The sequence below is a fragment of the Pseudomonas sp. BC42 genome, assembly GCF_021560055.1.
GTDB lineage: Bacteria > Pseudomonadota > Gammaproteobacteria > Pseudomonadales > Pseudomonadaceae > Aquipseudomonas.
This window is the reverse complement of the sequence record NZ_CP091067.1, coordinates 4,219,645-4,243,033: the sequence shown is the minus strand read 5'-3', so window position 1 is coordinate 4,243,033 and position 23,389 is coordinate 4,219,645. Positions and strand designations below refer to the sequence as shown.

The window sequence follows — 23,389 nt, the reverse complement described above, 5'->3', positions numbered from 1 at the left end:
CTGCTGCCACCTCGGCGCCCCCATGAAGCGTCAGCTGCGTGGGGGCGCCCCGGCAGGATGAATCTTGTCGTGATCTGAGCGGCAAGCGGTTTATGCTTCCCGGGCGCAGTAGGTCGCAGCCCATGGAGAAGCCGGTGAGCATCAAAGACAGTCCCGAGGATTATCAGGACCTGAAGCGGGCGGTCAGCCTGCTGGAATCCCCTTCATTGACCGCGCGTCTGTCCGGCCTGCTCGGCTCGCCGATTGAAAGTGCGGTCAAGGCCTTGCCCAATTGGGTGTCCGCAAAGATCAACGGCGCGGTGGTGGCTGCGCTGCATACCTCGGCCGATGCCGCGCTGTGGAGCCTGGAGAACACCCCGAAAAAACAGGCCTCGACGCTCTTGCACAAAGTCTATGCCGCCACTTCCGGCGCGGTGGGCGGCGCTTTCGGGTTTGCCGCGCTGTTCGTCGAGCTGCCCATTTCCACCACCATCATGATGCGCTCGGTGGCCGATGTGGCCCGCAGCGAAGGCTTCGACCTGGAGGACTTCGCCACCAAGCAGGCGTGCATCGAAGTGTTCGCCATGGGTGGCAACAGCCAGGCCGACGACGCCACCGAGACCGGCTATTACATCACCCGCAGTTTCACCACCCAGGCCATGCAGCAATTGTCCAAGGAGCTGGCGGCCATTGCCGCCAGGCAAGGCGCCGGGGCGGCCGGCAGGCTGTCTCCGGGGCAGGTGGGCAAGTGGCTGGCGCTGTTGATCGAGAAGGTCGCCAGCCGTTACGGCGTGACCATCTCCAGCAAGTTCGCGGCCCAGGCGGTGCCGGTGATCGGCGCTTTTACCGGCGCCACCATCAATGCGCTGTTCACCGACTTCTATCAGGACATGGCCCGCGGGCACTTCATCGTCAAGCGCCTGGAGCACAAGTACGGCTTTGAGCCGATCAAGGGCGAGTATGCGCTCATCCTGGGCAAGCGCTTGGCAGGCTAGGGCGGGTGTCGATATGAGCGACTTTCCGGTTATCCGTACCCCACGCCTGATCCTCAGGGAACTGTGCCCGGCCGATGTCCCGGCGTTGTTCGCGATTCACAGCGATGCCGAGGCCATGCAGTGGTTCGGCACCGACCCCATCACGGATGACCGGCAGGCCGAGCAATTGCTGGCACTGTTCGCCGGTTGGCGGAGCTTGCCCAACCCGGGCGTTCGCTGGGGCATCGAGCGCCAGTCCGATCCCGGCCTGCTGGGCACCTGTGGCCTGTTCAAATGGAACCGCCAGTGGCGCAGCTGCGCCATCGGTTTCGAGCTGGCAAAACCGGCACAAGGGCAGGGGCTGATGAGCGAGGCGTTGCACGCCGCGGTGGGCTGGGGCTTCGAGCAGATGGCGCTGAACCGTATCGAGGCCCAGGTGCACCCGCAGAACCTGGCGAGCCTCAGGTTGCTGGAGCGGCTGGGGTTTGTCCGCGAAGGGCTTTCCCGCCAGGCGGGGTATTGGCTGGGGGCTCATCATGATCTGGTGCAGTACGGCTTGTTGAGGGCCGATTGGTCCAGCCCGGCGCCGCTCGCCGCTCATGTTGTGTAACTGCGTGGCGTGACAATCAAGCCGGTGCTGGCGTCGCTACATCGCTGTCCTCGACGGGCTCCAGGTGGTGGTAGGAGGGAAAGACCTTCCGCTGGCTGATCTGCAAGCCTGTTGGTGGTGCGAGCCCTTGGGTTTTACTGGAGCCCCAGGTCCGACGTTCGCCGCAATAGGTATGCACCACTTCCGAGCTGTCCCAGAACAAGCGCTCCAGCAGGGCTTCGTATTCGGCCAGCCACGAATCCTCGAAGTCATAACTGCCTTTGGGGGCGCAGGCGAAGTGCAGCATATGCCCGTAGTAGCAATGCCCCCTGCTGTGGGGCAGGAGGCTGAAAAGCGCCCTGGTGATCTGCGCCCCGGTCACTGGCAGGCTGTGCAGAACCGCGCGATTGTGCGCTTCGGCGGCCGGCGAAGGGTCAAGGCAGTGGATGTATCCGTACAGGTTGCCGCTCATGGGGTCAGTGGCCTCTGTTGTCGGTGGGTTGGCGGCATCCGTTGTCGCGGGCCAGCCGATTGATCGCTTGCACCCCCGCGCGCATCTTTTCCACGGCGGAGGCATTGGCCGAGTGGATATGAATCTGTGGTGGACAGAACCCCTGCAGCGCCACCGCCTCTTCGATCCACAGGATCACGTCGTAACCGGTGCCGCGCGCGTCATCTCCGAGGTCGTGGTCGAGGCTGATCTGTTCGACGCCGCCGTCTTTGAGCAGCGCGATGACTTCGTCCGGCCAGTAGGTGCGAATCCAGCCGGGCGGGGTCTGGCGTTCGTCGTCGAGGTAGATTTTCATGGGCCTGTTTACTCTTTCAAATGCAGTTCAAGCATCGGCGTCGTTCGCGATGACATGATCGCGTCGGTCAACGCCTGCTCATTGCAACCTGCGCCGGAGCGCTAGCAGGAGCGCGGCAGCGGATCACCCACTAAGCCCCCTGGGGACAGAGCTCGCAGGACTGAATGACAAAGCGCTCGGGCTTTCCATCGTTGATCATGCCGTCATGCATGGCGAGCACCAGGGCACAGGCTTGTTGGGCTGAAAGCATCGCTGGGGGCTTTACGTTGAGGGGGCGGATGAATTTTCGACCCGTTGTATAACCCGATAGTGCGTAAGAAGCCATTACCCCGCTCAAGGTGGCGCAGGTTTTTTCCAGCAGTGGATTAGTCCGCCGCAGTTGTGTAGAAACGCTCCATTATTCAATCCGGCACCCGCTGCCAACCCAGGTGGAACCCAATGCGGCCCAATGCCGAACTCCGATTGTTTGCACTGCCGGCATGCGCCGGCCTGGTCTATGCCGTGACCAAGGGCCTGATCAAGGGCTGGAATGGTACGCAGCTGTTTTCCGGGTTTCTGTTTGGCAGCGTGATTGCCATGGTCCTGGGCATTCCCCTGTTGCTGTGGATGGACCGGCGCTGGCCGCAAGCCAGGACGCGCTACCTGTGGCTCGGCCTGATCCTGAGTCTGGTCGCTACCTTGCTGGTGCGCACCTCGTGGACGCAGTTGTTGCTGTTGCCGCTGGCCGGCGGGTTGCTCCTGGGCGGTCTGTACAGCCTGCTGATCCGCGGTATCGAGCAGCTGGCGGTGCCGCTTCATGGGCGGGCGCGGCAAGGGTGGCGGGTTCTGGCTGTGCCGCTGTCAGGGGCGCTGACCCTGGGCGGGGTGGCGGTGACGCTCTATCCGAAGGGGGAGCAAAGCCTGGCGGTTTTCTCGCTCGGGGCGCTGATCGGCGCGTGGCTCTCGATGCTGGTCAGCTGGCCGATGCTATGGCTGGTGGACCGTTTCCTCGCCACCGGCTGGCGCCATGTAATCGGTGGCGGGCTCAGTGGCCTGTTGATCTGGCTGCTGTCCGGGGCCCCGGGATTGTTCGCCGGATCACTGAAGGGGGCCTCGGGGCTGGACTACTGGGTCCCCTTGTTCAACCGGGGGATCTTTCCGTTCCTGCTGCTCGGGCTGCTGGCCGGGGTGCTGTTCTCGCTGCTCAATGGCATGGGCCCGCGGCGCCCCGTGGCCGCTGGCGAGTAATCCGCCGGCGCAGCGCCATTGACCCTCTTTATGCAAGGATCTGCTCGATGAACCTCAGCCCCATCACCCATGTCAGCTTCGACGCCGAAATGCTCTGCCTCGGCTGGGCCGATGGCCTGCACCTGCGGCAGCCGTTGAGTCGCTACCGAATCCTGCAAGAGGCCACGCCCGAGCAGCGGGTGGACTTTCAGATCGAGCACCGAGGGCGTCGGGTGTCCTGGCCGCAGTTGGGAGAGTCGGGTGTCAGCGTCGAGGCCATCGATTGGATCTGGGAGCACCTGTGCAATGAGTCCATGGCGCGCTTGCAGGCCGTGGAGTGGCAGCTCGACCGGTTGCCGGCGGACGATCAAGCCATCGTCGCGCTCTGGCGCCTGGAGGCGGACGGTTACAACGGCGGCTTCCTGCAGTTCTTCTGCAACTGGGGCGAGCAGACCTGTGAGCTGGCGCTGGACACCCTGGCGGCCATCGGTGCGCGCAACACCCGCAGGCTGGTCAGCCGCCAGCGGCAGTTGCTCGGACCTCTTGAACATCACCCGCCACTGCAGCGGTTGTGGGACCTTCCCGAGCTGCTGAGCGACGAGCAGCATGAGTTGATCAGCGGCGAGCTGGACGAGCAGCTGTGGTCGGCGATGGAGGAGGTGCCGGCGTTGGCGGTGAAGTATTTTTACCTTGGTTGATGCTCGCTGCGCTGTGTTCTAATGCCGCGCCTCGTACCGGCAAATGGACTTTATCCCGTGTCTGAACCCCGTATTCGCGCGCTCGCGCTGTGTGTCTTCCACCACCAGGGCAAGATCCTGGTCAATCAGTTCGTTGATGCCGACACGCAACAGACGCTGTTCCGGCCGCTGGGCGGCGGTATCGATTTCGGTGAGCACAGTGCCCGGGCGATTGTCCGCGAGGTGCAGGAGGAATTGGGACAGTCGATCAGCAACCTGCGCCTGATCGGCACCCTGGAAAGCCTGTTCACGTTCGCCGGCAAACCCGGCCATGAAATCGTCCAGGTCTATGACGCCCGCTTCGACGATCCGAGGGTTTACCAGCGCGCCCATCTCGATGCCCGGGAAAGCGACGGCGCCCCGTTCGTTGCCCGCTGGCATGACAGCCGCAGCTTTAGCGAAGGCTCGCCGCTGGTTCCCCAGGGGCTGGGCGAGTTGCTGAAGAACGCCGGGTTGCTCGACTGAGCAACAACAGGCTCGCTTGCCCCGTGGCGCCTGCTCCTGGCCTGGCACCACGAAACACCTCGCAATGCATCCCCGGGCTGATCGGCCACGGCCTATGTCATTCGGCAGATGTGCGCGCGTACCCGCTTCTCGATACTCGAGCCTCCCTGGCACAGCCCGCCGTGCTCACGACTGGCGGGTTGGCCGTTGTTCGAGTAGTGGAGTGATGCATGCGTAAATTGACCCTTCTGAGTACCAGCCTGCTGTTGTCTGCCCTGGCCGTTTCCACGGCCCAGGCCTTCGAGGCCGGCGACATTATTGTCCGTGCCGGCGCGGTGACGGTGGACCCGCGCGAGAGCAGCTCCAGCGTCAAGGTCGATCGCGGCGCCCTGGCCGGCACCAGCCTGGGCGGCAAGGCGAGCCTGGGCAGCGATACCCAATTGGGCCTGAACTTCGCCTACATGCTGACCAACCATCTGGCGGTGGAGTTGCTGGCGGCGACCCCCTTTGAACACAACGTGAGCCTCAGTGGCACCGCCGGCGGTATCGCCGATGGCAAGCTTGGCTCCCTCAAGCACCTGCCACCGACCCTGAGCCTGCTGTACTACCCGATGCACAGCAAATCGGCGTTCCAGCCCTATGTGGGGGCGGGGCTCAACTACACCTGGATCTACGATGAAAAGGTCGGCAGCCGGGCTTCCGCCGCCGGTTTCGACAACTTCCGCGCCGGCAATTCCTGGGGTTGGGCGGCACAAGTGGGCATGGACTACATGCTCAGCGACCGACTGATGCTCAATGCGCAGCTGCGCTACATCGACATCAACACCGATGCCTATGTGAACAACAGCCAGCTCGGGGTGCGCTCCAAGGTCAACGTGGATGTCGACCCGTTCGTGTACATGGTGGGGTTGGGCTACAAGTTCTAGGTGATCAGCCGGGGCGCTGCGTCGAGGTCCAGCGTCCCTGGCCCGGTGAGCGTTTTTCGAGGGAATGTTTTTGTGGCGCCATGGTCGACTCGATATGGCCCTCTCATGACCCGTCGCTTGTCGCCGACGTGCCCATGCGCCGGCCTCGGTGCACGGCTCTGTCGCTTGAAGGCTCAGGGCTGGCGTTGACCCAGGGTCCATGACTTGTTGGAAGAGTCGATCATGCACTTCATTGCAAGGCTTACCTGCTACGGTTTGATGCTCTACATCGCCCAGCTCCTGGCCGCCGAGCCGCAACCTGCGGTCCAGGAAGTCGCCAAGGACAAGGCCCAGGTCCTGGAGCAGAAGGTCGCGGACAAAGAGAGTCCCAAGGCCGAGCCCCAGGCGGCCCCCATCACCAAGACGGAAGTCCAGGCCGTGGACCCCGCCGGACAGGCACCGGTGGACGATGCCATCACCTGCCTGTCGCGGACCCTGTATTGGGAAGCCAAAGGAGGGGAGTCTGCCGATATGGAAGCGGTGGCCGATGTGGTCCTGAACCGCCTGGGCCATGAGGGTTTTCCGTCTACCCTGTGCGAAGTGGTCAAGCAGGGCTCGGAAAAAAGTCCCTGCCAGTTCTCCTGGTGGTGCGATGGCCGTCCCGACCAGGTGCAGGAGGAGGGGCGTTATAGCCTGGCCAAGGAGATTGCGCGCAAGGCGCTGAATCAGCAGCTCAAGGACCGCACCGGCGGCGCCCTGTACTTTCACGACCGCAGCGTTTCACCGCAGTGGGCCAAGAGCTACATCAAGACCACTGAAATCGGCAATTTCCTGTTCTACAAACCCAAGGACCTGGCGGCGCGCTAGCGGCGCCGGGCGCGGTGGTATTCAGTTTGTCGGACGGTGCTGACGCAGCCAGCGCTTGCCCAGGGGCGTCAGCCGGTGCCGGATGGATTGGCTGAAGCGTTTTCGAGAAACCTGATGCAGCAGGGTTTCGCACAGCTCGCGATCCAGTGGAAAGCCTGCCTCCAGCCATGTCACGGCACGTTGCGCCCAGTATTCCGAGTCGGACTCCAGGGCGGTCAGCAGCAACTGGCGCAGCTCGACCGCCTGGGGCAGCGGGTGCTTGATATCCAGCTCGGCCAGGGCGCCGGGCAGGTTGGCCGCTACCGACTCATAGGGGCTTTCCAGCAGCGGCAGTAGCCATACGTAGCACCAGTGCTGGCTCATCTGTTGGGCAATCCTTCAGGTCAGGGACACGGCTGCGCCCGGGGTCAGGGCAGTTGCGGGTAGTGATCGGTGATGGCATGCCAGCTGGCCTTCATTGCCACGCAGTGGTGCTTCTGCTTGGGGGCCGTGAAGGGCGTATCCAGGGTGGCGATGGCGATTGAAATCCACTCGGCGTATTCGCCCCGGGCATCTTGCCAGAACAGTGATGAGCCACAGTGGCAGCAGAACTGGCGCAGCACGCCAGGGGAGGACTCATAGCCCTTGAGGGCGGCGCCGGAGTCGCTGACGTGCAGATTCGCGCGCGGCGTGCTGGCGTAGGAGGCAAAGGCCGCGCCGTGGCCTTTCTGGCACTTGCGGCAGTGGCAGTGGGCGACGGCTTTCAACGCGCCGGATACTTGATAAGTCACCGCGCCGCACAGGCAGCTGCCTTGATGGGGGATTTGCATGCTGAGGATTTCCAGAGTGTCGGGGCCGGCGCTGCTACAACCTGTTCGGTCGGGGGCTCAAGCTCGCGCCGGGCTATCAAGTCGAAGCCCGGAGGATGTACAACTGCGCGCTGATGCTCAAGTGGGCAGTGCCGGTTTGCAAGGCATTTGCTGTTGCATCATTGAGCGACGGTAGGAGGTGCCGGGCGATGGACAACCCCTGAGGCCAGGGATCCGCCGCTTGGCGATTGCGCAGCATTTCGAGGGAAGAAGCATGATGCAGGCACTGGAAAACAGGGTTCCGCCACCGCTGGTCGCGCTGGCGTTCGGCGGGCTGATGGGCGGCGCATCGCTAGGGCTGCCGGGACTTGACCTGGCCTGGAGCACACGCCTGTTGTTGGCGCTGCCTGTGGTCGGGGCGGGGCTGCTGTTCGTCCTGGCGGGCGGGATCTCGTTCCGGCGTGCCCGGACCACGGTCAACCCCTTGAAACCCGAAGCGGCCTCAGCGTTGGTCACGTCGGGCATCTACCGCTACACCCGCAACCCGATGTATGTCGGCTTTGCCCTGTGGTTGCTGGCCTGGGGGCTGTACCTGGCGTCGCCCCTGGTGCTGCCGGGCGTCCTGGGCTTTGTCCTGTACATGAACCGTTTGCAGATCGCTCCCGAAGAACGGGCGCTCGAGCAGTTGTTTGGCGCTGATTTTGCGGACTATCGACAGCGCGTGCGGCGCTGGCTGTGAGCCTCGGCTGGGACCGAATGGCGGTGGCGACTTTCTTCCTCGCCAATTCCTCGGTGTTTTCAGGCTTGGGGTTGATCCTGTGCTCGATCTTCAAGATCAGCCAGGCAACTCACTCAAGGACATACATCATGAATCAGCAAAACCGCGACAACCGGGCCAATCAACTGAACCCTAACAACCCTGCCTACCGGAGTTCACGGGGGGAAGGCAGTGCGGTTACGGGCAGTGGGAAACGCCCCCGGGATGCCCGAGGGGATATCCAGAACGCCAACAATGGCACCCCAGGTACCAACCCCATCTATGACAAAGGCCAGGGCAATCGTGGCAAGCAACTGAATCCCAACCAGTCACCGTCGAAACCTCAATGACCAAGGCTTTGGGGCCGGAGTTATGCCGGCCCTTTTCTTCAGGGCAGGGGATGACCCAGAACCATGAGCGCTTTGCGGTACTCCTGCGGATAGGTGGAGAATACTTCGCCGATCAGTTGCGCAGGCAGCCCCAGCCGTAGCATCTCTTTCTGCAGAAAACGTGTTGTCTCGGCGAAGTGCAGCATTTGCCGCAGGGCATCGATTTCACTCCCTCCCTGGTAATCGGCTATGCCTTGCAAGGCGGCAGCCCTTATCGCGACTGCCTCGGCGAGTGAGCGCACGCTGGTGAGGTTAGGCCGGCCTTTGCCGCCGTTGATCCAATCACGCAGCAGGCGCTGTTTGGAGGTGATGTCCCGGACTTTGCCCTGATGGTACTCATGCTGTGCCCAGAGTTCGCCAAGGGCTGCTGTGTCAGAACATCCCGCTAGCCGGCCGAAATGTTTAATACAGTCGTCGAGGGGGTTGCTCCACTCCGATGGGGTAGACGTCAGTCTTGGCAGCCAGCGTACCAGTGGCTGGGAATCCTCCATGCTGCTCAACTGCATCAGATCCCCGTTCAACACCACGGCATCGGCGGTCAGCCAGGCTGCAAAACGCAGCAATGTGGCGACGCAATCCGCCAGTCTCGTATGCATAAAGTCGGCATGACTGGTCAGCGCCTGATCGTCGAGTTTGCTTGCCAGCAATGCCTTGATCCGCGCCCTTGAACTCGGCGTGCCCAGGTCTTCGGCCAAGGTGGAGTCGGCCAGCAGTGCCAGTTTTGCCGCGCCGCTTGAGGCGCAAGGCAGCAGCTTGCACGCCAGGTGCCACTCTGTCTCGAGTTTGTCTTTCCAATAGTCCACACATTGTTTGCTGTTGAAGAGCGGGCTTCCCATCAAACCCGACCATTCAGCGTAGGGGCGCCATAGCGCATCCTTGTGCCGAATCTCTTGCTGCAGTTGTGTCAGCGCGGGACGGCCTTGCAGCATCTTTTCCAGTTTGAGCTTCTGGGTTGGGCGCATGTCCCTTATGAGCTGACAGCCAGTAAACCATTTACTGAAGGTTTTCCAGGTCAGCCAGCCAGGCCGATGCGCCTGTTCATACAGATTCCGTTGCAAGGTCGACATGTGGAGCAGGTCGAAGACGGTGGTCAGGGGCAGGAAGTACAGACAGCCCTGATAGTGGGGAACCAGGGCCTCTTGATCGGCGATTGGCAGGTTGGAATCCATTCCTCGCTCCTGATGACGCTGGGCAGTCCTATTGGTGCATCATCTTACGCCGCTTTGCACCGTGGAGCGGCCCGGCACAGTACTGGTCCGTATCAAGCCGCCACTTGCGCCTGAATCTGCAACTGGCCATCCACGTCTTGAACCAGGCCACTGGCGACGAACAAGGGGAGCAGCCGTTTGTGCAGCTCGGGTTCGACGAACTCTTTCACGGTCGTCAGGTCGAGGTCGCCGCTGCTGGGCAGTTCGGCCTTGGTGAAGGACAGCCAGGCCTTCTTCAGGGCCAGCAGCACGTCGCTGCCGGCGGTGGTGGCGAAGCGGCGGTTGGCTACCTTGCCGGCAAAGTTGAAGCTGTGCGGGTGCTCGTAGCCTGTTTCGTCACCCTGGCTGGCGACGCAGCGGCCACAGGTGCAGGGGCCGTCGGCGAAGGCGGCGCGCAGGTAGCTGTTGAAGTCGACGATGGGCTTGAGGGCCAGGCGCTTGTCGACTTCGAACAGGTCACCGGTCATTTTTGCTTCACTGCTCAAGGTCAGGTTCCTCAGGGTCGGGCGGTGTATTTCCAAGGGGCGCACCATACCAGCCGGATCGGCGCACGGGTACTTTTCTGGCGTTGTCCGTTGCCGCTGGCGAGGCTGCGATCGACCGGGATTGCCTGCGTTCCTGGCATGCCTGTCCCTGGCCGGCACCGGCTTTGCCCGGCATCTGTTGGTCGGTCCAGGTCGGCCGAAGAGGCCTGCGCCGCACCGGCGGATCATTCCCCGCTCAGCGCCAGGTAGCCGCGGATGGCGCGCATGACCCGGTGCTCCAGGTTCAGGGCATCGGTTTCACCTCGCTCACCCGCGGCGTCAATCATGCCGTGGGTCAGGGCGAACAGGTCATGGGCCACCGTGGTCACGTCATCGAGCACCCATGGCGCATCGGCCAGTTGCAAGGCCTCGACCAGGGCTTGATGAATGACCTGGGCCACTCGCTGATGGCGCTCCTGCAACGGCAGCCGCCGTTCCTCGAAATCGATGACCCGGGCCAGTTCCGGCCGGCGCAACTGGTGGGCCACCGCGGCCTGGACCATGGCGCGGATGCGCTCCAGGGCGCCGCTGAGATCGCTGGCCGCCTGGATGTCGCGCAGCAGTTGCGCGGTCTCGCGCTCGATCAGAGCCACGGTCAGGGCATCACGATTGGGAAAGTACTGATACAGCGAGCCGATGCTGACCCCGGCCCGTTGCGCCACGGCATTGGTGGAGCAGGCAGTGAGCCCCTGGGTTTCCAGAATGCGAGCAGCGGCTTCCAGAATGGCCTCGACGGTGTGCGCCGAACGACGCTGACTCGGGGCTTTACGCGGGTTCAAGGGGGGAGCGACAGGGTGTTTTGACATGGCGCCAATGCGAGTTTGAAAGGTGAGTGATGACTCGTATTCTGCTGGGGCAAATCCTATCTCTCAACCCTTTGTTCGTCAGGAGTCAACACTATGTCTGTCGCCGTGCTCAGCGTATTCATGCTGGTCAAGACCACCCCGGAGTGGCTGGGATTCTCCGTCGAGGAGCGCTTTCATCTGATGCGTACCCAGATGGAGCCGATTCTGCAGAAGCACTCGGCAGAGGTGTCCATGCGCTTTTTCGATATCGAGTTCTATTCGGCCCGGGTCACCGATCTCTGGTGGTGGCAGGCCAGCAGCCATCACGCCTATGAGCTGTTGGTGGAAGAACTGCGGGAAACGCCGTTCTGGGATCGCTACTTCTCGATAGTGGAAATTCTTCCCGGCGTAGAGAACGCCTATGCCAAGAACTATGACCAGCGGCCGTTGCTGGCCTCCTGAGGCGCCTGTCCCGTCGTTCCATGCACCCTCCCGGCTGGCCGGGAGGGTGTTTGCCGTCTACCGCGTTGCCGACACCTTCAGCCGCTGGCGGCTACAGCGCCGGGCGTGGCAGTTGCAGCCATTCCTGCACCGCCGGGTGCTGCCATTGGCGGCGGGCATAGTCCACCAGGCGCGCCGGCATCGGGTCACCGTTGAGAATCAGCCGGTTGAGCATCAGCGCCAGGTCGACATCGGCAATCGACCACTGGCCGAACAGACAGTCACGACCGTGCGCCAACAGCGCTTGCGCCGTATCGATCAGCTTGGCCACCGCCGCTTCGGCGGGTGGCGACAGAGGTTCGCCCTTGCAGCCATAGAACACCACCAGGGTCGAGCGCTCCTGGCGGATCGGCAGCAAATCGCTACGCAGCCAGGCCTGGACCTGGCGGGCCTTGGCTCGCTGTTGTCGGTCTTGGGGATAGACGGGTATTTCGGGGAACAGCTCCTCCAGGTATTCGGTGATGGCCGAGGATTCGGACAGGGCAAAGCCGTCATGCACCAGGGTCGGCACCCGCTGGGTCTGGGACAGCCGGGCATAGTCCAGGGCGCGATTCTCACCGGCATCGAGGTCAAGGGGGATGAGTTCGAAGTCGATGCCTTTTTCCCGCAACGCCACGAACACTGACAGGGCATAGGGGCTGGTGAACTGGGCATCGACGTACAGGCGTGGACGGGCGTCGGTCACGGCGGGATCTCCAATGGGGGAACGGACACGCTAAGAGATCCCGGGCGATAAATAAAATGCGCGATTTTTATCCGTGCATTCCCTTCTGGAATACTGAGCCGGCCAAGCACAATCCAGGGAGCACAGGATGCCTTTATTCGAAACCCCACGCCTGATCGGGCGTCCTCTGACCCGGGACGATTTACCCGCACTGACCGCGATTCTCAGTGATCCCCTGGTGATGCAGTACTCCCTGCGCGGGGTCTGCGACGAGCAGGCCACCGGCCAGTTCATCGACTGGTGTCTGGAGTGCTATGCCGAACGGGGCACGGGCCCCTGGGCCCTGGTGGAGAAGTCCAGTGGCGAGTTGGTAGGGTTCTGCGGCGTCAGTCCGGAACAGGTGGGCGAGGTGCAAGAGCTCAACCTGGGGTATCGCCTGGCCACGCGCTTCTGGAATCGGGGGCTGGCGGTGGAGGCGGCCCGGGGCGTGCTACGGTGGGTCTTTTGCCAGTGGCCTTTGGCATCCGTCGTGGTGATCATCGAGCCGGACCACGGCGCCTCCCTGCGGGTAGCGCAGAAGGCCGGCTTCAGCGCGTTCCGCGAGATCGAGTTTCATCAACGACCGGTGCGCCTGTACCGCATGACTGGCCAGCAGTGGCAGGCACTTTGCCTTGATCGATAAGGCAATCTGCTGGCCCCGCACTGGCTGAGGTATCGGCAAAATCACTTTATTTTCAGGTGGTTAGGTGACCGATAAATGCGCCATGTGTTGATAACGCTGACTTCCTGCGCCCTGCTGGGCGGGGCCGGGATGGCCCAGGCCAGAGAGCTGCAGGCCAATGACCGTTATGTTTGCAGTTGGGGCGCTGGCACTGCTGCCCGGGCTCAGGAGCTGAAGTTGTCCGGGGTGTCGCTGTACGCGGCGCGGCAGAAGATCCAGACCTACAAGTTCAGCAAGGGCTGGATGCGCATGATGGCCCTGGGGATCACCGAACAGACCTACGACAGTGCCTCGCGGATCAGGCCCGAGGCCCTGCGCAAAAGCTTCTACGAGGATTGCGTGCGCTACAAGCTGGCTCGGCGCTAGGGTCACGCAGGCGCTCGGGGATGGGCGAGCGAGAGCCGGCAGATGCTTCTGATCCGTATTTTTCTCGCGTATCTGCGTCTGTTATCAGAACAGCCGAGGTTTGAAAATGACGCGCCCGTCCGGCCTCCCGGCTGGAAACCGGGCCCGCTGCACCGCACACCTACTGTTCAGGAGGCCTGATGACTAAGATGGCGTTTTTCTTGTTTGGATTTTTAGCCTTGACCATCGCAATCGGTGCGCTTGCCACTATCTCTCCGACCTAGACCCCAAGCCGTTTGCAGCACCCGTCGCCAGGTAAGGCGCAAGCAGTGGCAGGCCTCTTGAGCCTGCCACTGTCGTTTCTGTCACTTGGCCCAACGCTTTGCCCCGGCCACGCAGAGGATCACCGCCAGAGTGACCCCGAGCATGCCCAGGCTGACCTGTTCGTGCAGCAGGCCGGCGGCCAGGGCCAGACCGAAGAACGGCTGCAGCAACTGCAGCTGGCCGACGGCGGCGATCCCGCCTTGAGCCAGGCCGCGGTACCAGAAGACAAACCCGATCAGCATGCTGAACAGCGAGACGTAGCCCAGGCTGAACCAGGCCGGCAGGCTGATGCCGCCGAAGTCGGGCGGGGCGCTGAACAGGGTCAGCGCGGTCATGATCGGCAATGACAGCACCAGGGCCCAGCAGATCACCTGCCAGCCGCCCAGGGTCCGCGATAGCTTGGCGCCTTCGGCATAGCCCAGGCCGCAGACCAGCACCGCCAGGAGCATCAGCGCATCGCCCCGCGGCGAGGCCGTGAGGCCCTGGGACAGGGCGTAGCCCACCACCAGCAGGCTGCCCAGCAGGGAAAACAGCCAGAACACCGGGCGCGGTCGCTCGCCGCCACGCAACACTCCAAACACGGCGGTGGCCAGAGGCAGCAGGCCAAGAAACACGATGGAGTGGGCCGAGGTCACGTATTGCAGGGCCAGGGCGGTCAGCAGCGGAAAGCCCAGGACCACCCCCAGGGCGACGATACCCAGGGGCAGCAGTTGCCCCGGACTCGGGCGTCTTTCCTTGAACAGCAGCAGGAGACACAGGGCCAGAACCCCGGCGAGGCTGGCGCGGACCACGGTGAGGAACAACGGCTCGAACTCCAGCACCGCGACCCGGGTTGCCGGCAGCGAGCCGCTGAAGATCAGCACCCCGATAAAGCCGTTGAGCCAGCCACTGGCGGAGGATTGCAGGGCGGGTGATTGCAGGTTCGATGTTCGTGCCATTGAGGGAGTGCTCATCAGATGAGGGGCCGCGGCGGCGGAGCTTGTGTCGAAGGCATCCTAGGATCGAAGATCAGCACAATCAAAAAATTGTCATGGATACAGCGCCCTATGGCCCGTGCTCGCTACAAGCAACTGGTGGATGCCTTTGCCGCCGACATCCGCGCCGGGGTACTGGCCCCGGGCACTCGCCTGCCCACCCATCGCCAACTGGCGGCGCGGGAGGGGCTGGCGCTGGTCACCGCGTCCCGGGTCTATGCCGAGCTGGAAGCCATGGGCCTGGTCAGCGGCGAAGCCGGACGCGGCACCTATGTTCGGGAAACCGCCCTGCCTCCGGGGCAGGGGGTGGATCAGCCGGTCGCCACGCCGGGCACGCTGGACCTGAACTTCAACTACCCGGCGCTGCCCGGGCAGGCGGAGTTGCTGCGCAACGCCTTGCGCCAGTTGGCCTTGGCTGGCGATCTGGAAGCCTTGCTGCGCTACCAGCCGCACGCCGGGCGCGCCCATGAACGGGCGACGCTGGCTCGCTACCTGGCCGGTTGCGGGCTGACGGTTGCGGGCGAGCAGGTGTTGACGGTCAGTGGCGCCCAGCACGGCCTGGCGATCACGGTGATGGCGCTGCTCAAGCCCGGCGATGTGGTGGCGGTGGATGCCTTGACCTACCCCGGGTTCAAGGTGGTGGCCGAGGCCCATGGGCTGGAGCTGGTGGCCATTCCCCTGGGCAACCAGGGCCCGGACCTCGACGGTCTCCAAGCGCTGTGCCGACGGCGGCGGGTGCGCGCGGTGTATGCCATGCCAACCCTGCACAACCCCATGGGCTGGGTGCTGGACCTGGCCTGGCGCCAGCGGCTGGTGGCGATTGCCCGGGCCCATGGGCTGCTGATCATCGAAGACGCCGCCTACGCCTTCCTGGCGCCCAGTCCGCCGCCGCCCCTGGCCGCCCTGGCGCCGGATCTCACGGTTTACGTCTCGGGGTTTTCGAAGAACGTGGCCACCGGCCTGCGGGTCGGTTACGTGGTGGCGCCCCTGCAGTGGGTGCCGCCGATCGAGCGCGCGATCCGTGCCACCACCTGGAACACTCCGGGGGTGATGACTGCCCTGGCCTGCGCCTGGATCGAGGATGGCACCGTGGCGCGGCTGGAGCAGGAAAAACGCGAGGATGCCAGGGCCCGTCAGGCCCTGGCTCGGGAGGCCATGACCGGGCTGGCCTATGTCAGCCATCCGAACGCCTACTTCCTCTGGCTGCCGTTGCCCGAGGAGGTCCGGGCCGATCAGGTGGTCATGGCACTGCTGCGGGAGAACGTCTCGGTGTCCACCGCCGAGCCCTTCGTCGGCGCCGGGCCGGTGCCCCACGCCATTCGCCTGGCGTTGGGCTCGGTGGACATGGCCGATCTGGGCCTGGCCCTGGCCAAGGTCCGACAAGTGATTGGCCGCTACGCGTTCTGAAGCGGCAAGCTTTGAACTTGAAGCTTGCCGCTCGAAGCTTGCAGCGGCCTTTTCAGAGCTTGAACTGATTCACCAGGGCGTTGAGGTCCACTGCCAGGCGCGACAGCTCCTGGCTGGCGGCGTTGCTCTGGTTGGCCCCGGCCGAGGTCTGGGTCGAGAGGTCGCGGATATTGATCAGGTTGCGGTCCACTTCCCGGGCCACCTGGGCCTGTTCTTCGCTGGCGCTGGCGATCACCAGATTGCGCTCGTTGATCATGGTGATGGCCTGGGTGATCTGGTCCAGGGCCAGCCCCGAGGCGCGGGCCGCCTCCAGGGTCAGGTGTGCCCGCTCGTTGCTGTTGCGCATGGCGCTGACCGCGCCCTCGGTGCCTTCCTCGATGGTGTTGATCATGCTTTCGATTTCCTGGGTCGACTGCTGGGTGCGATGGGCCAGGGCCCGCACTTCGTCGGCGACCACGGCAAAGCCGCGTCCGGCGTCCCCGGCCCGGGCAGCTTCGATGGCGGCATTGAGGGCCAGCAGGTTGGTCTGCTCGGCGATCGAACGGATCACTTCCAGGACCTGACCGATATTGCGCACATCCACCGCCAGGTGCTCGACCTGTTCACAGGTCTGGGTCACGTCCGTCGCCAGTTGGCCGATGGAGTCCACGGTGTGCTGCACCTGCTCGCGGCCGTGGTGGGCGGTGCGGTCGGTTTCCTGGGAGGCTTGCGAGGTGCTCACGGCGTTGCGCGCCACTTCTTCCACCGCCGCGGTCATTTCGTTGACGGCGGTGGCGGCCTGTTCCACTTCATTGCTCTGCTGGTGCAGGGTCTGGCTGGAGTGCTCGGTGACCGCGTGCAGTTCTTCAGCGGCCGACGCCAGCTGGTTGGAGGAGTCGGCAATGCGTTGCAGGGTGCCGCGCAGGCTGGCCTGCATGGTCTGCAGGGCTTGCAGCAGGCGCGCCGGTTCGTCCTTGCCACTGACCGTGATGCTCTGGCCGAGGTCGCCGTTGGCGATGGTTTCCGCCACGGCCACGGCCTGGCCCAGGGGCCGCACGATGCTGCGGGTCAGCAGCAGGGCCAGGGCGATGGTCAGGGTCACCACGACCAGCATGATCAGCGCGACCATGCCGATGGCGCCATGGAACACCTCACTGGTGTGTTCGGCCGCGGCGACGCCCCCCCGGGTGTTGGTGTCGATGATCTGGAGCAGCTCTTTGAGCATGGTGTCGGCGTTGGCCAGGTACGGGCCGGCGTCGACGACATCGATGGCGGCTTCCTTCTGCCCCTGGCGCACCAGTTCCACCACCCGGTGCTGGTCCTTGCTGTAGGCCGCCTTGGCGCCGAGAAAGCGTTCATAGGCGCTGCGCTCCTCGGCCTCGGTGATCAGTTTTTCGTAGACGCCTTGCTGGTGGGCGAGCTGCTCGTCGAGCTCGCCGACGCGCTTGAGCAGCGCCTGGACATCGTTGTTGTCACGGACCACCAGCATGCGCAGGGTGATGGTGCGGATCTGGGTGCTGGTCAGGGCCAGGGCGTTGGCGGCAACGATGGATGGCTGCCAGTTCTGGTCGACCTCAAGGGATTGCTGGTTCATGCGCTGCATTTCCAGCAATGAGAACCCCCCCAGGCCCAGTGCCAGCAGGGCGATCAGGGCGAAGCTGAACCCTGCACGGCGGGAAATGTTCATCGTTCTCAAGAGCATGACTGTGTTCCTTGTGGCGGCAAAAAGTACAACCGGCGACAGGCATCGCGGTTTGCATCAATGCGGCGCGCGTTGGAGCAGGCTCCATGGCGCCGTCGGTCTTTTGCACACAAGGCGGGGTGGCAGGCGCGTCTGGGCGGCGCCTTGTCCAGGGGTTCCGGGGTGATCGGGATGCACGGCCCGGTCTGGGAAACCGGGCAATGATATCACGGTGACATCTATTCTGGGGGGCTGCGGCGGGGTTTTCAGCGGCCTTCGTGGTGCACAAACCCCAGGATGGCTCGTGCGCTGGCTGCCGGGTCGACTTGCATGAAGCAGTGCTGGCCCTCGATGACCTGCGTGCTCAGGTGGCGATTGAGGGTTGCCCAGCGCTTCACCGAACGGGCCACGTAGGGGTAGCTGTCGCGACCGTGGATCACCAGGCTCGGGGTCTGCACCTGGCGCAGGGAGCGCCACAGGTGCCGGGGGAAGCTGCTGAAGATGTCCACCTCGCGCTCGGGAGCGCATTTGAGTGCCACGCCCTGGCCGTCGTCCTTCAGCGCGTGCTCGACATAGGCGTTCAGGGCGTCTTCGCTCCAGCCCTTGAAGATTCCCCGGTTGGCCAGGCTGGCCCTGGCCGCGGCGCGGTCCGGCCAGTGCTGGCGTCGAGCGGCGGCCTTGCGCGCCAGGCTGTGGCGGCGATTGAGGCCCAGGGCCGACAGCAGCCTCAGGGAACTGATCATCGACGGGCTGAAGATCACCGGATCCAGCAGCACGGCCTTGCGAAACAGCTGGGGGCGTTCGGCCAGGATCAGGCTGGTGAGCACCCCGCCAAAACTGTGGCCGACGGCGTAGCACGGCACGTCGGCGTAGGCCCCGCGCCCGGCCTCGAACGCCTCGGCGGCCAGCTGCGCAGTGCGGTTCCAGCCGCGAAACGGGCCGCCATGGTCACTGTCGCCATGGCCCTGGACATCGCTGAGCCACAAGTCGAAGGACTCGGCCAGCAAGGCCAGCAGCGGACGATAGGCCATGGAGCAGAAGCCGTTGCCGTGGAGAAAGTGCAGCAAGGGTTTGCCCGAAGGTTCGGAGCGCAGGCCGCGCAGGGTGAAGCCTTCGGGACACGGATAGGACCAGGGAAGCAACTGCATGGGGCCTCTTGGAGAGCGGTGGGCACAGGCGGGCATTGTCGATGGGGGCGGGCGCGAGTCAAGGGTCGATCCTGACCGCGTCCAGCACTATTGCACCTTGAGCAGGCGAAACGACAGGCTGATGCGTTCGCCTGCACCCGGCGCCTTGGGGATCGCGTGCAGCCAGTGTTTTTGCAACTCGTCGGACATGTGCAGCAGCGAGCCGCTGGCCAGTGTGTAGTCGAAGGTGGCAGCGCTTTCCTTGTGTCGGAACACCATGGCCCGCGGGTGGCCCAGGGAGACGATCACCACCCCGGTGCCTTCCACCAGCTGTTCGTTGGCGTCGGAATGAAAGCCCATGGAGGACTGCCCGTCCGGGTAGAAGTTGAGCAGGCAATTGTTGGGACGAAAGCCCAGTCGTTGCTCGATCGGCTCGCACAGCTGTGCCAGGGCCTCGGGCATCGGCACTGCCGGGTAGGTGATCTGCGAGTAGTCATAGGGCGCGCCGAAGCTGGCGGTCTTGCGGGCACGCATGCGCTCGTCCCATTGCACGTCCTGCTTGAGGTGGTTGAACAACCGCTGCGGGTCGGCGATGAAGTCGGGGAAAAAGTCGATCTCGGGTGGATTCATAAAAGCGCTGCCTGTGGGGGAAGGAGGGCCATTGCCGGAGGGCAGGGCCCGGTCCTTATCGGTCCGTGATGTGTGCCCGGAGGGTGCCGCCTGCCACCGACTGGATGAAGTGCGCGGCCCTGGCGCCCAGGTCCGCCGCAGAAGCGCGGATCAGCAAGACCAGGGGCTCCCGGGACAGCGGGTCGATGTCCAGGCGTTGCTCGGGGGAGGCGCGCAGTATCAGGGTCAGCTCGGTCCACTGCTCGTCGTCGGGGGTTCTGCTGTCGCCATCGGAGTCCACATTGCAACCGGCGCCCCACAGGTGTTCGGCGACTCGGTAGAAGGCCGGGCGTGGTCCGGGATGATGGAGAAGCAGGGAGGGCGCTGAAGGCATGAGGTCCGGCTCGGGCGAGGTGGCGTTCCAGGTCGGCAACGGTATCTCGTCGCCGGCGCTCGGCGCAACCCGGCAGCGGGCTGGCCGCCGCGCTCAGCGCCTTTGTTCAGCCGCCATTGGCACTGAGGATGCTCGCCACCTGGCGCGGCTGGCAGTTGAGGTAGGCCGAGGATTTCAGCCAGCGCTGGTCCGGGTACCAGGAGAACATGAACTGGCCATCCTTGAGCTTGTCTATCACCTGGCGCGCCACTTGCGGGCGTACCGCCGGGCAGCCCTGGCTGCGGCCGATGCGGCCCTGGCGCTGGCTCCACAGGGGGTTCACGTAGTCGGCGGCATGGATCACGATGTCGCGGTCGCGGGCGCGGTCGTTGAAACCGGGCTCCAGGCCGTCCATGCGCAGGGAGTAGCCGTGGCTGCCTTCGTAGCTCTCCTGGGTGCGGAACAGGCCCAGGCTGGACTGGTAGCTGCCCAGGCGGTTGGAGAACTGGGTGGCGAAGTTTTCCCCGGACTTCTGCCCGTGGGCCACCAGGTCGCGCAGCACCAGTTTCTTGCTGCGCAGGTCGAAGATCCACAGGCGTCGTGCGGTGGACGGTTGCGAGTAGTCGATCACCGCCAGGTGCCGGGCCTGGCGAGCACCGCTGGCGACTGCGCATTGCATGGCGCTGAGGGCACTTTTCAGGGCCTGGGGATTGAGTTCCGGTGCGGCGTGGGCGAGGCTGGCGTACAGCGCGGGGCTGGCAGCGGGGCGGGGTTTGTTGGCGGCGAAGGAAGGACTGCAAATGGCGCCCAGGGTAATGGCCGCCAGGCAGAATCGGCACAAGAAGGTCAACATGTATAGTGCATCCCCATGGTCACTTTGGCTCCTGACGTCCTGTCGTTCCCCCGGCAGGCTGGTCTATATATTCAAGGCCCTGGCCTGATTGACTTCCCCATCTGCCGTAACGATTGGCCGTCAAGCTGGCGGCCACGGATTGGAGTAAAGCAGTTGTTCAAAAAACACGCATGTTACTTGAGCCTGTGCTTGCTCGCTGCGCCATTGGTCGCGCTGGCCGGGGAGCAGGCGCCGCTGCCGGCGAGCCCGATGCAACTGGCACTGACGCAACTGGCGGTGGCTTGTCCGGCCCTGGCCACGCGGGTGAATCCGGCCCAGCAACAGCTGTTGCTGGGTTTCTACCAGCAGCAGGGCGAGCAGCCGGTGTGGAGCGTCGAAGGACGTGTGTCCGACCTGCAGGCACAGCTGGCGCAACTGGTGGACGACGGCCTGGACCCTGGCCGTTACCACCTGCCGTCGAGCAGCCCGGCGGCCGACCCGTGTCACGACATCGAGATCAGCCAGCAGTACCTGCAAGCCTTGCAGGACCTGCATTACGGACGCCTGTCCCAAGCCCGCTTCGAGCCGTTGTGGCGAGCCCAGCCGCTGCCGGAGGATCGCCAGGCGGCGTTGCTGGTGATGGCCGTGCCGGGCGTCGAGCATCTGGCCACGGCCTTTGAACAGGCGCGGCCCAACCTTGAGCAGTACCGCAACCTGCGCCAGGCCTATGCCCAGCGCCGCCAGCAACCCTTGCCGCAATGGCAGGCGGTGGCCGGTGGCCCGTTGCTGCGTCCGGACATGCAGGACAAGCGCGTCCCCGACCTGGCCCTGCGCCTGTACCGCGGCGGCCTGCTGCCGAGCCCGCAGGTCAGTGCGGATAATACCTACAGCAGTGAGCTGGTGAGCGCAGTGAAAAACTTCCAGCTCAGTCACTCGCTGCAGGCCGATGGGGTGATCGGCGCGGGCACCCTCAAGGAGCTCAACGTCAGCCCGTCCCAGCGCCGCGAGCAACTGCGCATCAACCTTGAACGCCTGCGCTGGCTGGCCCAGGATTTCGAACCGAACATCGTGCTGGTCAATGTCGCCGCGGCGCAGTTGACCTTCTACAAGGACGACGCGGTGGTCTGGCAGACCCGCACCCAGGTCGGCCGCGCCGAGCGCCAGACCCCGCTGTTGAAATCCCAGGTCACGCGCCTGACCCTGAACCCCACCTGGACCGTGCCGCCGACCATCCTCAAGGAAGACAAGCTGCCAGAGATCCGCCGTGACCAGGGCTTCCTCAACCGCCAGAACCTGCAGGTGCTGGACGCCAATGGCCAGCCCCTGGCCGCCGAGGACATCGACTGGGAGCGCCCGGGCAATATTCTCCTGCGCCAGGGGGCGGGGCCGCGCAACCCCCTGGGCCGCATCGCCATCCGTTTCCCCAACCCGTTCTCGGTGTACCTGCATGACACCCCGAGTCAGGCCCTGTTCAACAAGGGACCGCGGGCCTTCAGCTCAGGCTGCGTGCGGGTCGAACAGGCCCTGCAACTGCGCGACTGGCTGCTGAGCCCGGCGGAACGGCTGCGCACCAACGACCTGTTGGCCACCGGCCTGACCCATGAGTTCCGCCTGGCCAAGCCGGTGCCGATCCTGCTCAGCTACTGGACGGTGCAGGCCGACAGCCATGGGCAGTTGCTGTATGCGCCGGACATCTACGGGCATGACGAGGTGCTGTCCAGTGCCCTGGGCAGCAAGGTTCTGTAGGCGCTAGCCCAAGTGCGACGCGCCGCCGCGGATGGCGGGTTTGAGGTATCTTGTGCGGCCTTTTTTCCCTTGCTCAAGGTCCTTCATGCCACTCGACAAACGCCGGCAAGCCGCCATGGAACGCCAGCTGGCCGCCACCCTGACCGAAGCCTGCGAGGCCGCCAAGGCAGAGATCGTCGGTTTTTCCTGGTTGACCCACGACGTGAATTACGCCGCCTTTCCGGCGAGCCTGGTGGTGGCCTGGATCTTCGATACCAAGGCCCACAAGGAGCAGGCCCTGGCGGCGGGCCAGGGCTCACGGATGATCGAACTGACAGCCCGCGCCCTGGGCGAGGCCGATGTGCACCTTGAGTCGTTGGCGGCCCATGTGTTCTTCGACAGCGAGGAACAATGCCGGCGGATCAATGGCGGCGACTGGGCGCAACGCCTGAAGCGCCTGCGCCCGGGACGGGGTTGAGCCATGGCCAAGGAAATCGACAATCCCTGCATCGCCTTGTGCCAGCTCAGTGGCGACCTGTGCCTGAGTTGTGGGCGGACCAAGGACGACATCCGCAAATGGAAGCGCATGAAGCGCCCGGAAAAGATGGCCGCGGTGCAGCGGGCCAGTGCGCGGCTCAAGGCCTTACAGAAAAAGAAGGGCTGAGGCGCAGGGCTCAGGCCAGGTGCTGGAAGTGCCCGGCGCCAAGACACCTGACACTCAGCCAGAACTCGGCCTCAGGCTCATATTCGGCCAGAGGCACCCGCTGCTCCTGTCCCAGTTCGTCTACCACCATCACGCTGGCGTCCCAGTCGAAATCCGGGTTCAGGGAGATGCTGTAGGACGGACAGGGGCTGTCGAGCTCGAAATGAATCGAGTAGACCTCCAGCGGCGGGCATCCCAGGGAGCCTTGCCGATACAGCTGCCAGACCTGGCGTATGGCCGGTTCACACCATTGCTCGGCAAAGGCCAGGGCCTGGGGGATGTCGTCCCAGGCGGCCTGTACCTGTTGCTGCGCCATCGCGAGCCGACGCCGGGGCGGCTCGTTGCCCGGATGCTGGACGTAGATCAGGCGGCTGCCGAACTGCAATTCACATTGCATCACGCCGACAGCGCTTTCCCAGTGACCGAGCATCGCCTCATTCAGCAGGTCGATGTGCATGGCGTCTGG

31 protein-coding genes are annotated in these 23,389 nt (G+C 64.3%); 16 read left to right on the top strand and 15 right to left on the bottom strand.

Features of this window, described 5'->3' with window-relative positions; all coding sequences use genetic code 11:
* Positions 1-122: 122 nt before the first annotated feature.
* Both L1O02_RS18955 and L1O02_RS18950 read left to right on the top strand, forming a co-directional pair.
* A complete protein-coding gene (locus L1O02_RS18955; RefSeq protein ID WP_060843212.1) occupies positions 123-974 on the top strand; it encodes an EcsC family protein in 852 nt (283 codons plus the stop codon).
* A gap of 13 nt (positions 975-987) precedes the next feature.
* Entirely contained in the window at positions 988-1,563 is a 576-nt protein-coding gene (locus L1O02_RS18950) for a GNAT family protein (RefSeq protein WP_108542929.1), read from the top strand.
* A 16-nt stretch (positions 1,564-1,579) separates the two neighbouring features.
* On the opposite strand, the gene L1O02_RS18945 is transcribed toward L1O02_RS18950, so the two are convergent.
* Positions 1,580-2,014 (bottom strand): hypothetical protein, encoded by a 435-nt coding sequence (locus tag L1O02_RS18945; RefSeq protein ID WP_235758480.1) that lies wholly within the window; start codon positions 2,012-2,014, stop codon positions 1,580-1,582.
* Positions 2,015-2,018: 4 nt separating this feature from the next.
* Positions 2,019-2,348: a cyclic-phosphate processing receiver domain-containing protein gene (locus L1O02_RS18940; protein WP_060838712.1), complete on the bottom strand. Its 330-nt coding sequence runs from the start codon at positions 2,346-2,348 to the stop codon at positions 2,019-2,021.
* Positions 2,349-2,786: 438 nt separating this feature from the next.
* Here L1O02_RS18940 and L1O02_RS18935 point away from each other — a divergent pair, with 438 nt between their 5' ends.
* The 5 genes from L1O02_RS18935 (at position 2,787) to L1O02_RS18915 (ending at position 6,507) form a co-directional block, all read left to right on the top strand.
* Positions 2,787-3,575, top strand: coding sequence for a hypothetical protein (locus tag L1O02_RS18935; protein WP_108542933.1), 789 nt, complete (start codon positions 2,787-2,789; stop codon positions 3,573-3,575).
* A 47-nt stretch (positions 3,576-3,622) separates the two neighbouring features.
* Positions 3,623-4,252 (top strand): DUF4375 domain-containing protein, encoded by a 630-nt coding sequence (locus tag L1O02_RS18930; RefSeq protein WP_108542935.1) that lies wholly within the window; start codon positions 3,623-3,625, stop codon positions 4,250-4,252.
* Positions 4,253-4,309: 57 nt separating this feature from the next.
* Positions 4,310-4,756 carry an NUDIX hydrolase gene (locus L1O02_RS18925; protein WP_173655892.1) on the top strand — a complete coding sequence of 149 codons (447 nt, stop codon included), beginning with the start codon at positions 4,310-4,312 and terminating at the stop codon, positions 4,754-4,756.
* A gap of 209 nt (positions 4,757-4,965) precedes the next feature.
* Positions 4,966-5,661, top strand: a complete 696-nt coding sequence (locus L1O02_RS18920; RefSeq protein WP_108542937.1) for an OmpW family outer membrane protein — start codon at positions 4,966-4,968, stop codon at positions 5,659-5,661.
* A gap of 222 nt (positions 5,662-5,883) precedes the next feature.
* Positions 5,884-6,507 carry a cell wall hydrolase gene (locus L1O02_RS18915; RefSeq protein ID WP_060845102.1) on the top strand — a complete coding sequence of 208 codons (624 nt, stop codon included), beginning with the start codon at positions 5,884-5,886 and terminating at the stop codon, positions 6,505-6,507.
* 21 nt (positions 6,508-6,528) lie between these two features.
* Here the strand turns inward: L1O02_RS18915 and L1O02_RS18910 are convergent, their stop codons facing one another.
* Together L1O02_RS18910 and L1O02_RS18905 are read right to left on the bottom strand one after the other, a co-directional pair.
* A complete protein-coding gene (locus tag L1O02_RS18910; RefSeq protein WP_060838718.1) occupies positions 6,529-6,870 on the bottom strand; it encodes a hypothetical protein in 342 nt (113 codons plus the stop codon).
* A 44-nt stretch (positions 6,871-6,914) separates the two neighbouring features.
* Entirely contained in the window at positions 6,915-7,316 is a 402-nt protein-coding gene (locus tag L1O02_RS18905) for a GFA family protein (protein ID WP_235758478.1), read from the bottom strand.
* Between the two features lie 256 nt (positions 7,317-7,572).
* Between L1O02_RS18905 and L1O02_RS18900 the strand changes: the two genes are divergently transcribed.
* Positions 7,573-8,034, top strand: coding sequence for an isoprenylcysteine carboxylmethyltransferase family protein (locus tag L1O02_RS18900; protein WP_060841918.1), 462 nt, complete (start codon positions 7,573-7,575; stop codon positions 8,032-8,034).
* Positions 8,035-8,162: 128 nt separating this feature from the next.
* Positions 8,163-8,402, top strand: coding sequence for a hypothetical protein (locus L1O02_RS18895; RefSeq protein ID WP_235758476.1), 240 nt, complete (start codon positions 8,163-8,165; stop codon positions 8,400-8,402).
* Between the two features lie 38 nt (positions 8,403-8,440).
* Here the strand turns inward: L1O02_RS18895 and L1O02_RS18890 are convergent, their stop codons facing one another.
* The 3 genes from L1O02_RS18890 to L1O02_RS18880 form a co-directional block, all read right to left on the bottom strand.
* Positions 8,441-9,610 carry a hypothetical protein gene (locus L1O02_RS18890; protein ID WP_060838720.1) on the bottom strand — a complete coding sequence of 390 codons (1,170 nt, stop codon included), beginning with the start codon at positions 9,608-9,610 and terminating at the stop codon, positions 8,441-8,443.
* A 92-nt stretch (positions 9,611-9,702) separates the two neighbouring features.
* Positions 9,703-10,134, bottom strand: coding sequence for a hypothetical protein (locus tag L1O02_RS18885; protein WP_173655940.1), 432 nt, complete (start codon positions 10,132-10,134; stop codon positions 9,703-9,705).
* Between the two features lie 224 nt (positions 10,135-10,358).
* Complete coding sequence (locus L1O02_RS18880) at positions 10,359-10,979, bottom strand: TetR/AcrR family transcriptional regulator (RefSeq protein ID WP_060838721.1); 621 nt, start codon at positions 10,977-10,979, stop codon at positions 10,359-10,361.
* A gap of 93 nt (positions 10,980-11,072) precedes the next feature.
* Between L1O02_RS18880 and L1O02_RS18875 the strand changes: the two genes are divergently transcribed.
* Positions 11,073-11,420, top strand: coding sequence for a darcynin family protein (locus L1O02_RS18875; RefSeq protein ID WP_060838722.1), 348 nt, complete (start codon positions 11,073-11,075; stop codon positions 11,418-11,420).
* 91 nt (positions 11,421-11,511) lie between these two features.
* On the opposite strand, the gene yfcF is transcribed toward L1O02_RS18875, so the two are convergent.
* Positions 11,512-12,144: a glutathione transferase gene (gene yfcF / locus L1O02_RS18870; RefSeq protein ID WP_235758474.1), complete on the bottom strand. Its 633-nt coding sequence runs from the start codon at positions 12,142-12,144 to the stop codon at positions 11,512-11,514.
* A gap of 127 nt (positions 12,145-12,271) precedes the next feature.
* On the opposite strand from yfcF, the gene L1O02_RS18865 reads away from it, so the two are divergent.
* Both L1O02_RS18865 and L1O02_RS18860 read left to right on the top strand, forming a co-directional pair.
* Complete coding sequence (locus L1O02_RS18865; protein ID WP_235758472.1) at positions 12,272-12,805, top strand: GNAT family N-acetyltransferase; 534 nt, start codon at positions 12,272-12,274, stop codon at positions 12,803-12,805.
* A 75-nt stretch (positions 12,806-12,880) separates the two neighbouring features.
* On the top strand, positions 12,881-13,210 hold the full coding sequence (locus tag L1O02_RS18860; protein ID WP_060838725.1) for a hypothetical protein: 330 nt from the start codon (positions 12,881-12,883) through the stop codon (positions 13,208-13,210).
* Positions 13,211-13,554: 344 nt separating this feature from the next.
* Here the strand turns inward: L1O02_RS18860 and L1O02_RS18855 are convergent, their stop codons facing one another.
* A complete protein-coding gene (locus tag L1O02_RS18855) occupies positions 13,555-14,451 on the bottom strand; it encodes a DMT family transporter (protein ID WP_060838726.1) in 897 nt (298 codons plus the stop codon).
* A 108-nt stretch (positions 14,452-14,559) separates the two neighbouring features.
* Between L1O02_RS18855 and L1O02_RS18850 the strand changes: the two genes are divergently transcribed.
* A complete protein-coding gene (locus L1O02_RS18850) occupies positions 14,560-15,894 on the top strand; it encodes a PLP-dependent aminotransferase family protein (RefSeq protein ID WP_235758470.1) in 1,335 nt (444 codons plus the stop codon).
* A gap of 52 nt (positions 15,895-15,946) precedes the next feature.
* On the opposite strand, the gene L1O02_RS18845 is transcribed toward L1O02_RS18850, so the two are convergent.
* The 5 genes from L1O02_RS18845 to L1O02_RS18825 form a co-directional block, all read right to left on the bottom strand.
* The gene (locus tag L1O02_RS18845) at positions 15,947-17,575 is read right to left on the bottom strand and encodes a methyl-accepting chemotaxis protein (RefSeq protein ID WP_060838728.1); all 1,629 of its coding nucleotides are present in this window, start codon (positions 17,573-17,575) and stop codon (positions 15,947-15,949) included.
* Positions 17,576-17,820: 245 nt separating this feature from the next.
* Positions 17,821-18,702, bottom strand: a complete 882-nt coding sequence (locus L1O02_RS18840) for an alpha/beta hydrolase (RefSeq protein WP_060838729.1) — start codon at positions 18,700-18,702, stop codon at positions 17,821-17,823.
* 87 nt (positions 18,703-18,789) lie between these two features.
* Complete coding sequence (locus L1O02_RS18835; RefSeq protein ID WP_060838730.1) at positions 18,790-19,311, bottom strand: alpha-ketoglutarate-dependent dioxygenase AlkB; 522 nt, start codon at positions 19,309-19,311, stop codon at positions 18,790-18,792.
* A 55-nt stretch (positions 19,312-19,366) separates the two neighbouring features.
* Positions 19,367-19,723, bottom strand: a complete 357-nt coding sequence (locus tag L1O02_RS18830) for a hypothetical protein (RefSeq protein WP_235758468.1) — start codon at positions 19,721-19,723, stop codon at positions 19,367-19,369.
* A gap of 67 nt (positions 19,724-19,790) precedes the next feature.
* Positions 19,791-20,516 (bottom strand): murein L,D-transpeptidase catalytic domain family protein, encoded by a 726-nt coding sequence (locus L1O02_RS18825; RefSeq protein WP_108542954.1) that lies wholly within the window; start codon positions 20,514-20,516, stop codon positions 19,791-19,793.
* A 153-nt stretch (positions 20,517-20,669) separates the two neighbouring features.
* Here L1O02_RS18825 and L1O02_RS18820 point away from each other — a divergent pair, with 153 nt between their 5' ends.
* The 3 genes from L1O02_RS18820 (at position 20,670) to L1O02_RS18810 (ending at position 22,884) form a co-directional block, all read left to right on the top strand.
* Positions 20,670-22,241 carry a L,D-transpeptidase family protein gene (locus L1O02_RS18820; RefSeq protein ID WP_235758466.1) on the top strand — a complete coding sequence of 524 codons (1,572 nt, stop codon included), beginning with the start codon at positions 20,670-20,672 and terminating at the stop codon, positions 22,239-22,241.
* A gap of 85 nt (positions 22,242-22,326) precedes the next feature.
* The gene (locus tag L1O02_RS18815; protein ID WP_235758464.1) at positions 22,327-22,698 is read left to right on the top strand and encodes a hypothetical protein; all 372 of its coding nucleotides are present in this window, start codon (positions 22,327-22,329) and stop codon (positions 22,696-22,698) included.
* Between the two features lie 3 nt (positions 22,699-22,701).
* Positions 22,702-22,884, top strand: coding sequence for a DUF1289 domain-containing protein (locus L1O02_RS18810; RefSeq protein WP_060838734.1), 183 nt, complete (start codon positions 22,702-22,704; stop codon positions 22,882-22,884).
* 10 nt (positions 22,885-22,894) lie between these two features.
* Here the strand turns inward: L1O02_RS18810 and L1O02_RS18805 are convergent, their stop codons facing one another.
* Positions 22,895-23,380 (bottom strand): hypothetical protein, encoded by a 486-nt coding sequence (locus L1O02_RS18805; RefSeq protein ID WP_235758462.1) that lies wholly within the window; start codon positions 23,378-23,380, stop codon positions 22,895-22,897.
* Positions 23,381-23,389: the final 9 nt, after the last annotated feature.

Bases quoted from the DNA above. Each gene is read 5' to 3' on its own strand.
- L1O02_RS18825 (WP_108542954.1), bottom strand. From the start codon at position 20,516: ATGTTGACCTTCTTGTGCCGATTCTGCCTGGCGGCCATTACCCTGGGC.
- L1O02_RS18880 (WP_060838721.1), bottom strand. From the start codon at position 10,979: ATGTCAAAACACCCTGTCGCTCCCCCCTTGAACCCGCGTAAAGCCCCG.
- L1O02_RS18865 (WP_235758472.1), top strand. From the start codon at position 12,272: ATGCCTTTATTCGAAACCCCACGCCTGATCGGGCGTCCTCTGACCCGG.
- L1O02_RS18805 (WP_235758462.1), bottom strand. From the start codon at position 23,380: ATGCACATCGACCTGCTGAATGAGGCGATGCTCGGTCACTGGGAAAGC.
- L1O02_RS18950 (WP_108542929.1), top strand. From the start codon at position 988: ATGAGCGACTTTCCGGTTATCCGTACCCCACGCCTGATCCTCAGGGAA.
- L1O02_RS18900 (WP_060841918.1), top strand. From the start codon at position 7,573: ATGCAGGCACTGGAAAACAGGGTTCCGCCACCGCTGGTCGCGCTGGCG.
- L1O02_RS18905 (WP_235758478.1), bottom strand. From the start codon at position 7,316: ATGCAAATCCCCCATCAAGGCAGCTGCCTGTGCGGCGCGGTGACTTAT.
- L1O02_RS18850 (WP_235758470.1), top strand. From the start codon at position 14,560: ATGGCCCGTGCTCGCTACAAGCAACTGGTGGATGCCTTTGCCGCCGAC.
- L1O02_RS18875 (WP_060838722.1), top strand. From the start codon at position 11,073: ATGTCTGTCGCCGTGCTCAGCGTATTCATGCTGGTCAAGACCACCCCG.
- L1O02_RS18930 (WP_108542935.1), top strand. From the start codon at position 3,623: ATGAACCTCAGCCCCATCACCCATGTCAGCTTCGACGCCGAAATGCTC.
- L1O02_RS18810 (WP_060838734.1), top strand. From the start codon at position 22,702: ATGGCCAAGGAAATCGACAATCCCTGCATCGCCTTGTGCCAGCTCAGT.
- L1O02_RS18855 (WP_060838726.1), bottom strand. From the start codon at position 14,451: ATGGCACGAACATCGAACCTGCAATCACCCGCCCTGCAATCCTCCGCC.
- L1O02_RS18915 (WP_060845102.1), top strand. From the start codon at position 5,884: ATGCACTTCATTGCAAGGCTTACCTGCTACGGTTTGATGCTCTACATC.
- L1O02_RS18935 (WP_108542933.1), top strand. From the start codon at position 2,787: ATGCGGCCCAATGCCGAACTCCGATTGTTTGCACTGCCGGCATGCGCC.
- L1O02_RS18845 (WP_060838728.1), bottom strand. From the start codon at position 17,575: ATGCTCTTGAGAACGATGAACATTTCCCGCCGTGCAGGGTTCAGCTTC.
- L1O02_RS18955 (WP_060843212.1), top strand. From the start codon at position 123: ATGGAGAAGCCGGTGAGCATCAAAGACAGTCCCGAGGATTATCAGGAC.
- L1O02_RS18835 (WP_060838730.1), bottom strand. From the start codon at position 19,311: ATGAATCCACCCGAGATCGACTTTTTCCCCGACTTCATCGCCGACCCG.
- L1O02_RS18920 (WP_108542937.1), top strand. From the start codon at position 4,966: ATGCGTAAATTGACCCTTCTGAGTACCAGCCTGCTGTTGTCTGCCCTG.
- L1O02_RS18860 (WP_060838725.1), top strand. From the start codon at position 12,881: ATGCGCCATGTGTTGATAACGCTGACTTCCTGCGCCCTGCTGGGCGGG.
- L1O02_RS18840 (WP_060838729.1), bottom strand. From the start codon at position 18,702: ATGCAGTTGCTTCCCTGGTCCTATCCGTGTCCCGAAGGCTTCACCCTG.
- L1O02_RS18910 (WP_060838718.1), bottom strand. From the start codon at position 6,870: ATGAGCCAGCACTGGTGCTACGTATGGCTACTGCCGCTGCTGGAAAGC.
- L1O02_RS18940 (WP_060838712.1), bottom strand. From the start codon at position 2,348: ATGAAAATCTACCTCGACGACGAACGCCAGACCCCGCCCGGCTGGATT.
- L1O02_RS18895 (WP_235758476.1), top strand. From the start codon at position 8,163: ATGAATCAGCAAAACCGCGACAACCGGGCCAATCAACTGAACCCTAAC.
- L1O02_RS18815 (WP_235758464.1), top strand. From the start codon at position 22,327: ATGCCACTCGACAAACGCCGGCAAGCCGCCATGGAACGCCAGCTGGCC.
- L1O02_RS18945 (WP_235758480.1), bottom strand. From the start codon at position 2,014: ATGAGCGGCAACCTGTACGGATACATCCACTGCCTTGACCCTTCGCCG.
- L1O02_RS18890 (WP_060838720.1), bottom strand. From the start codon at position 9,610: ATGGATTCCAACCTGCCAATCGCCGATCAAGAGGCCCTGGTTCCCCAC.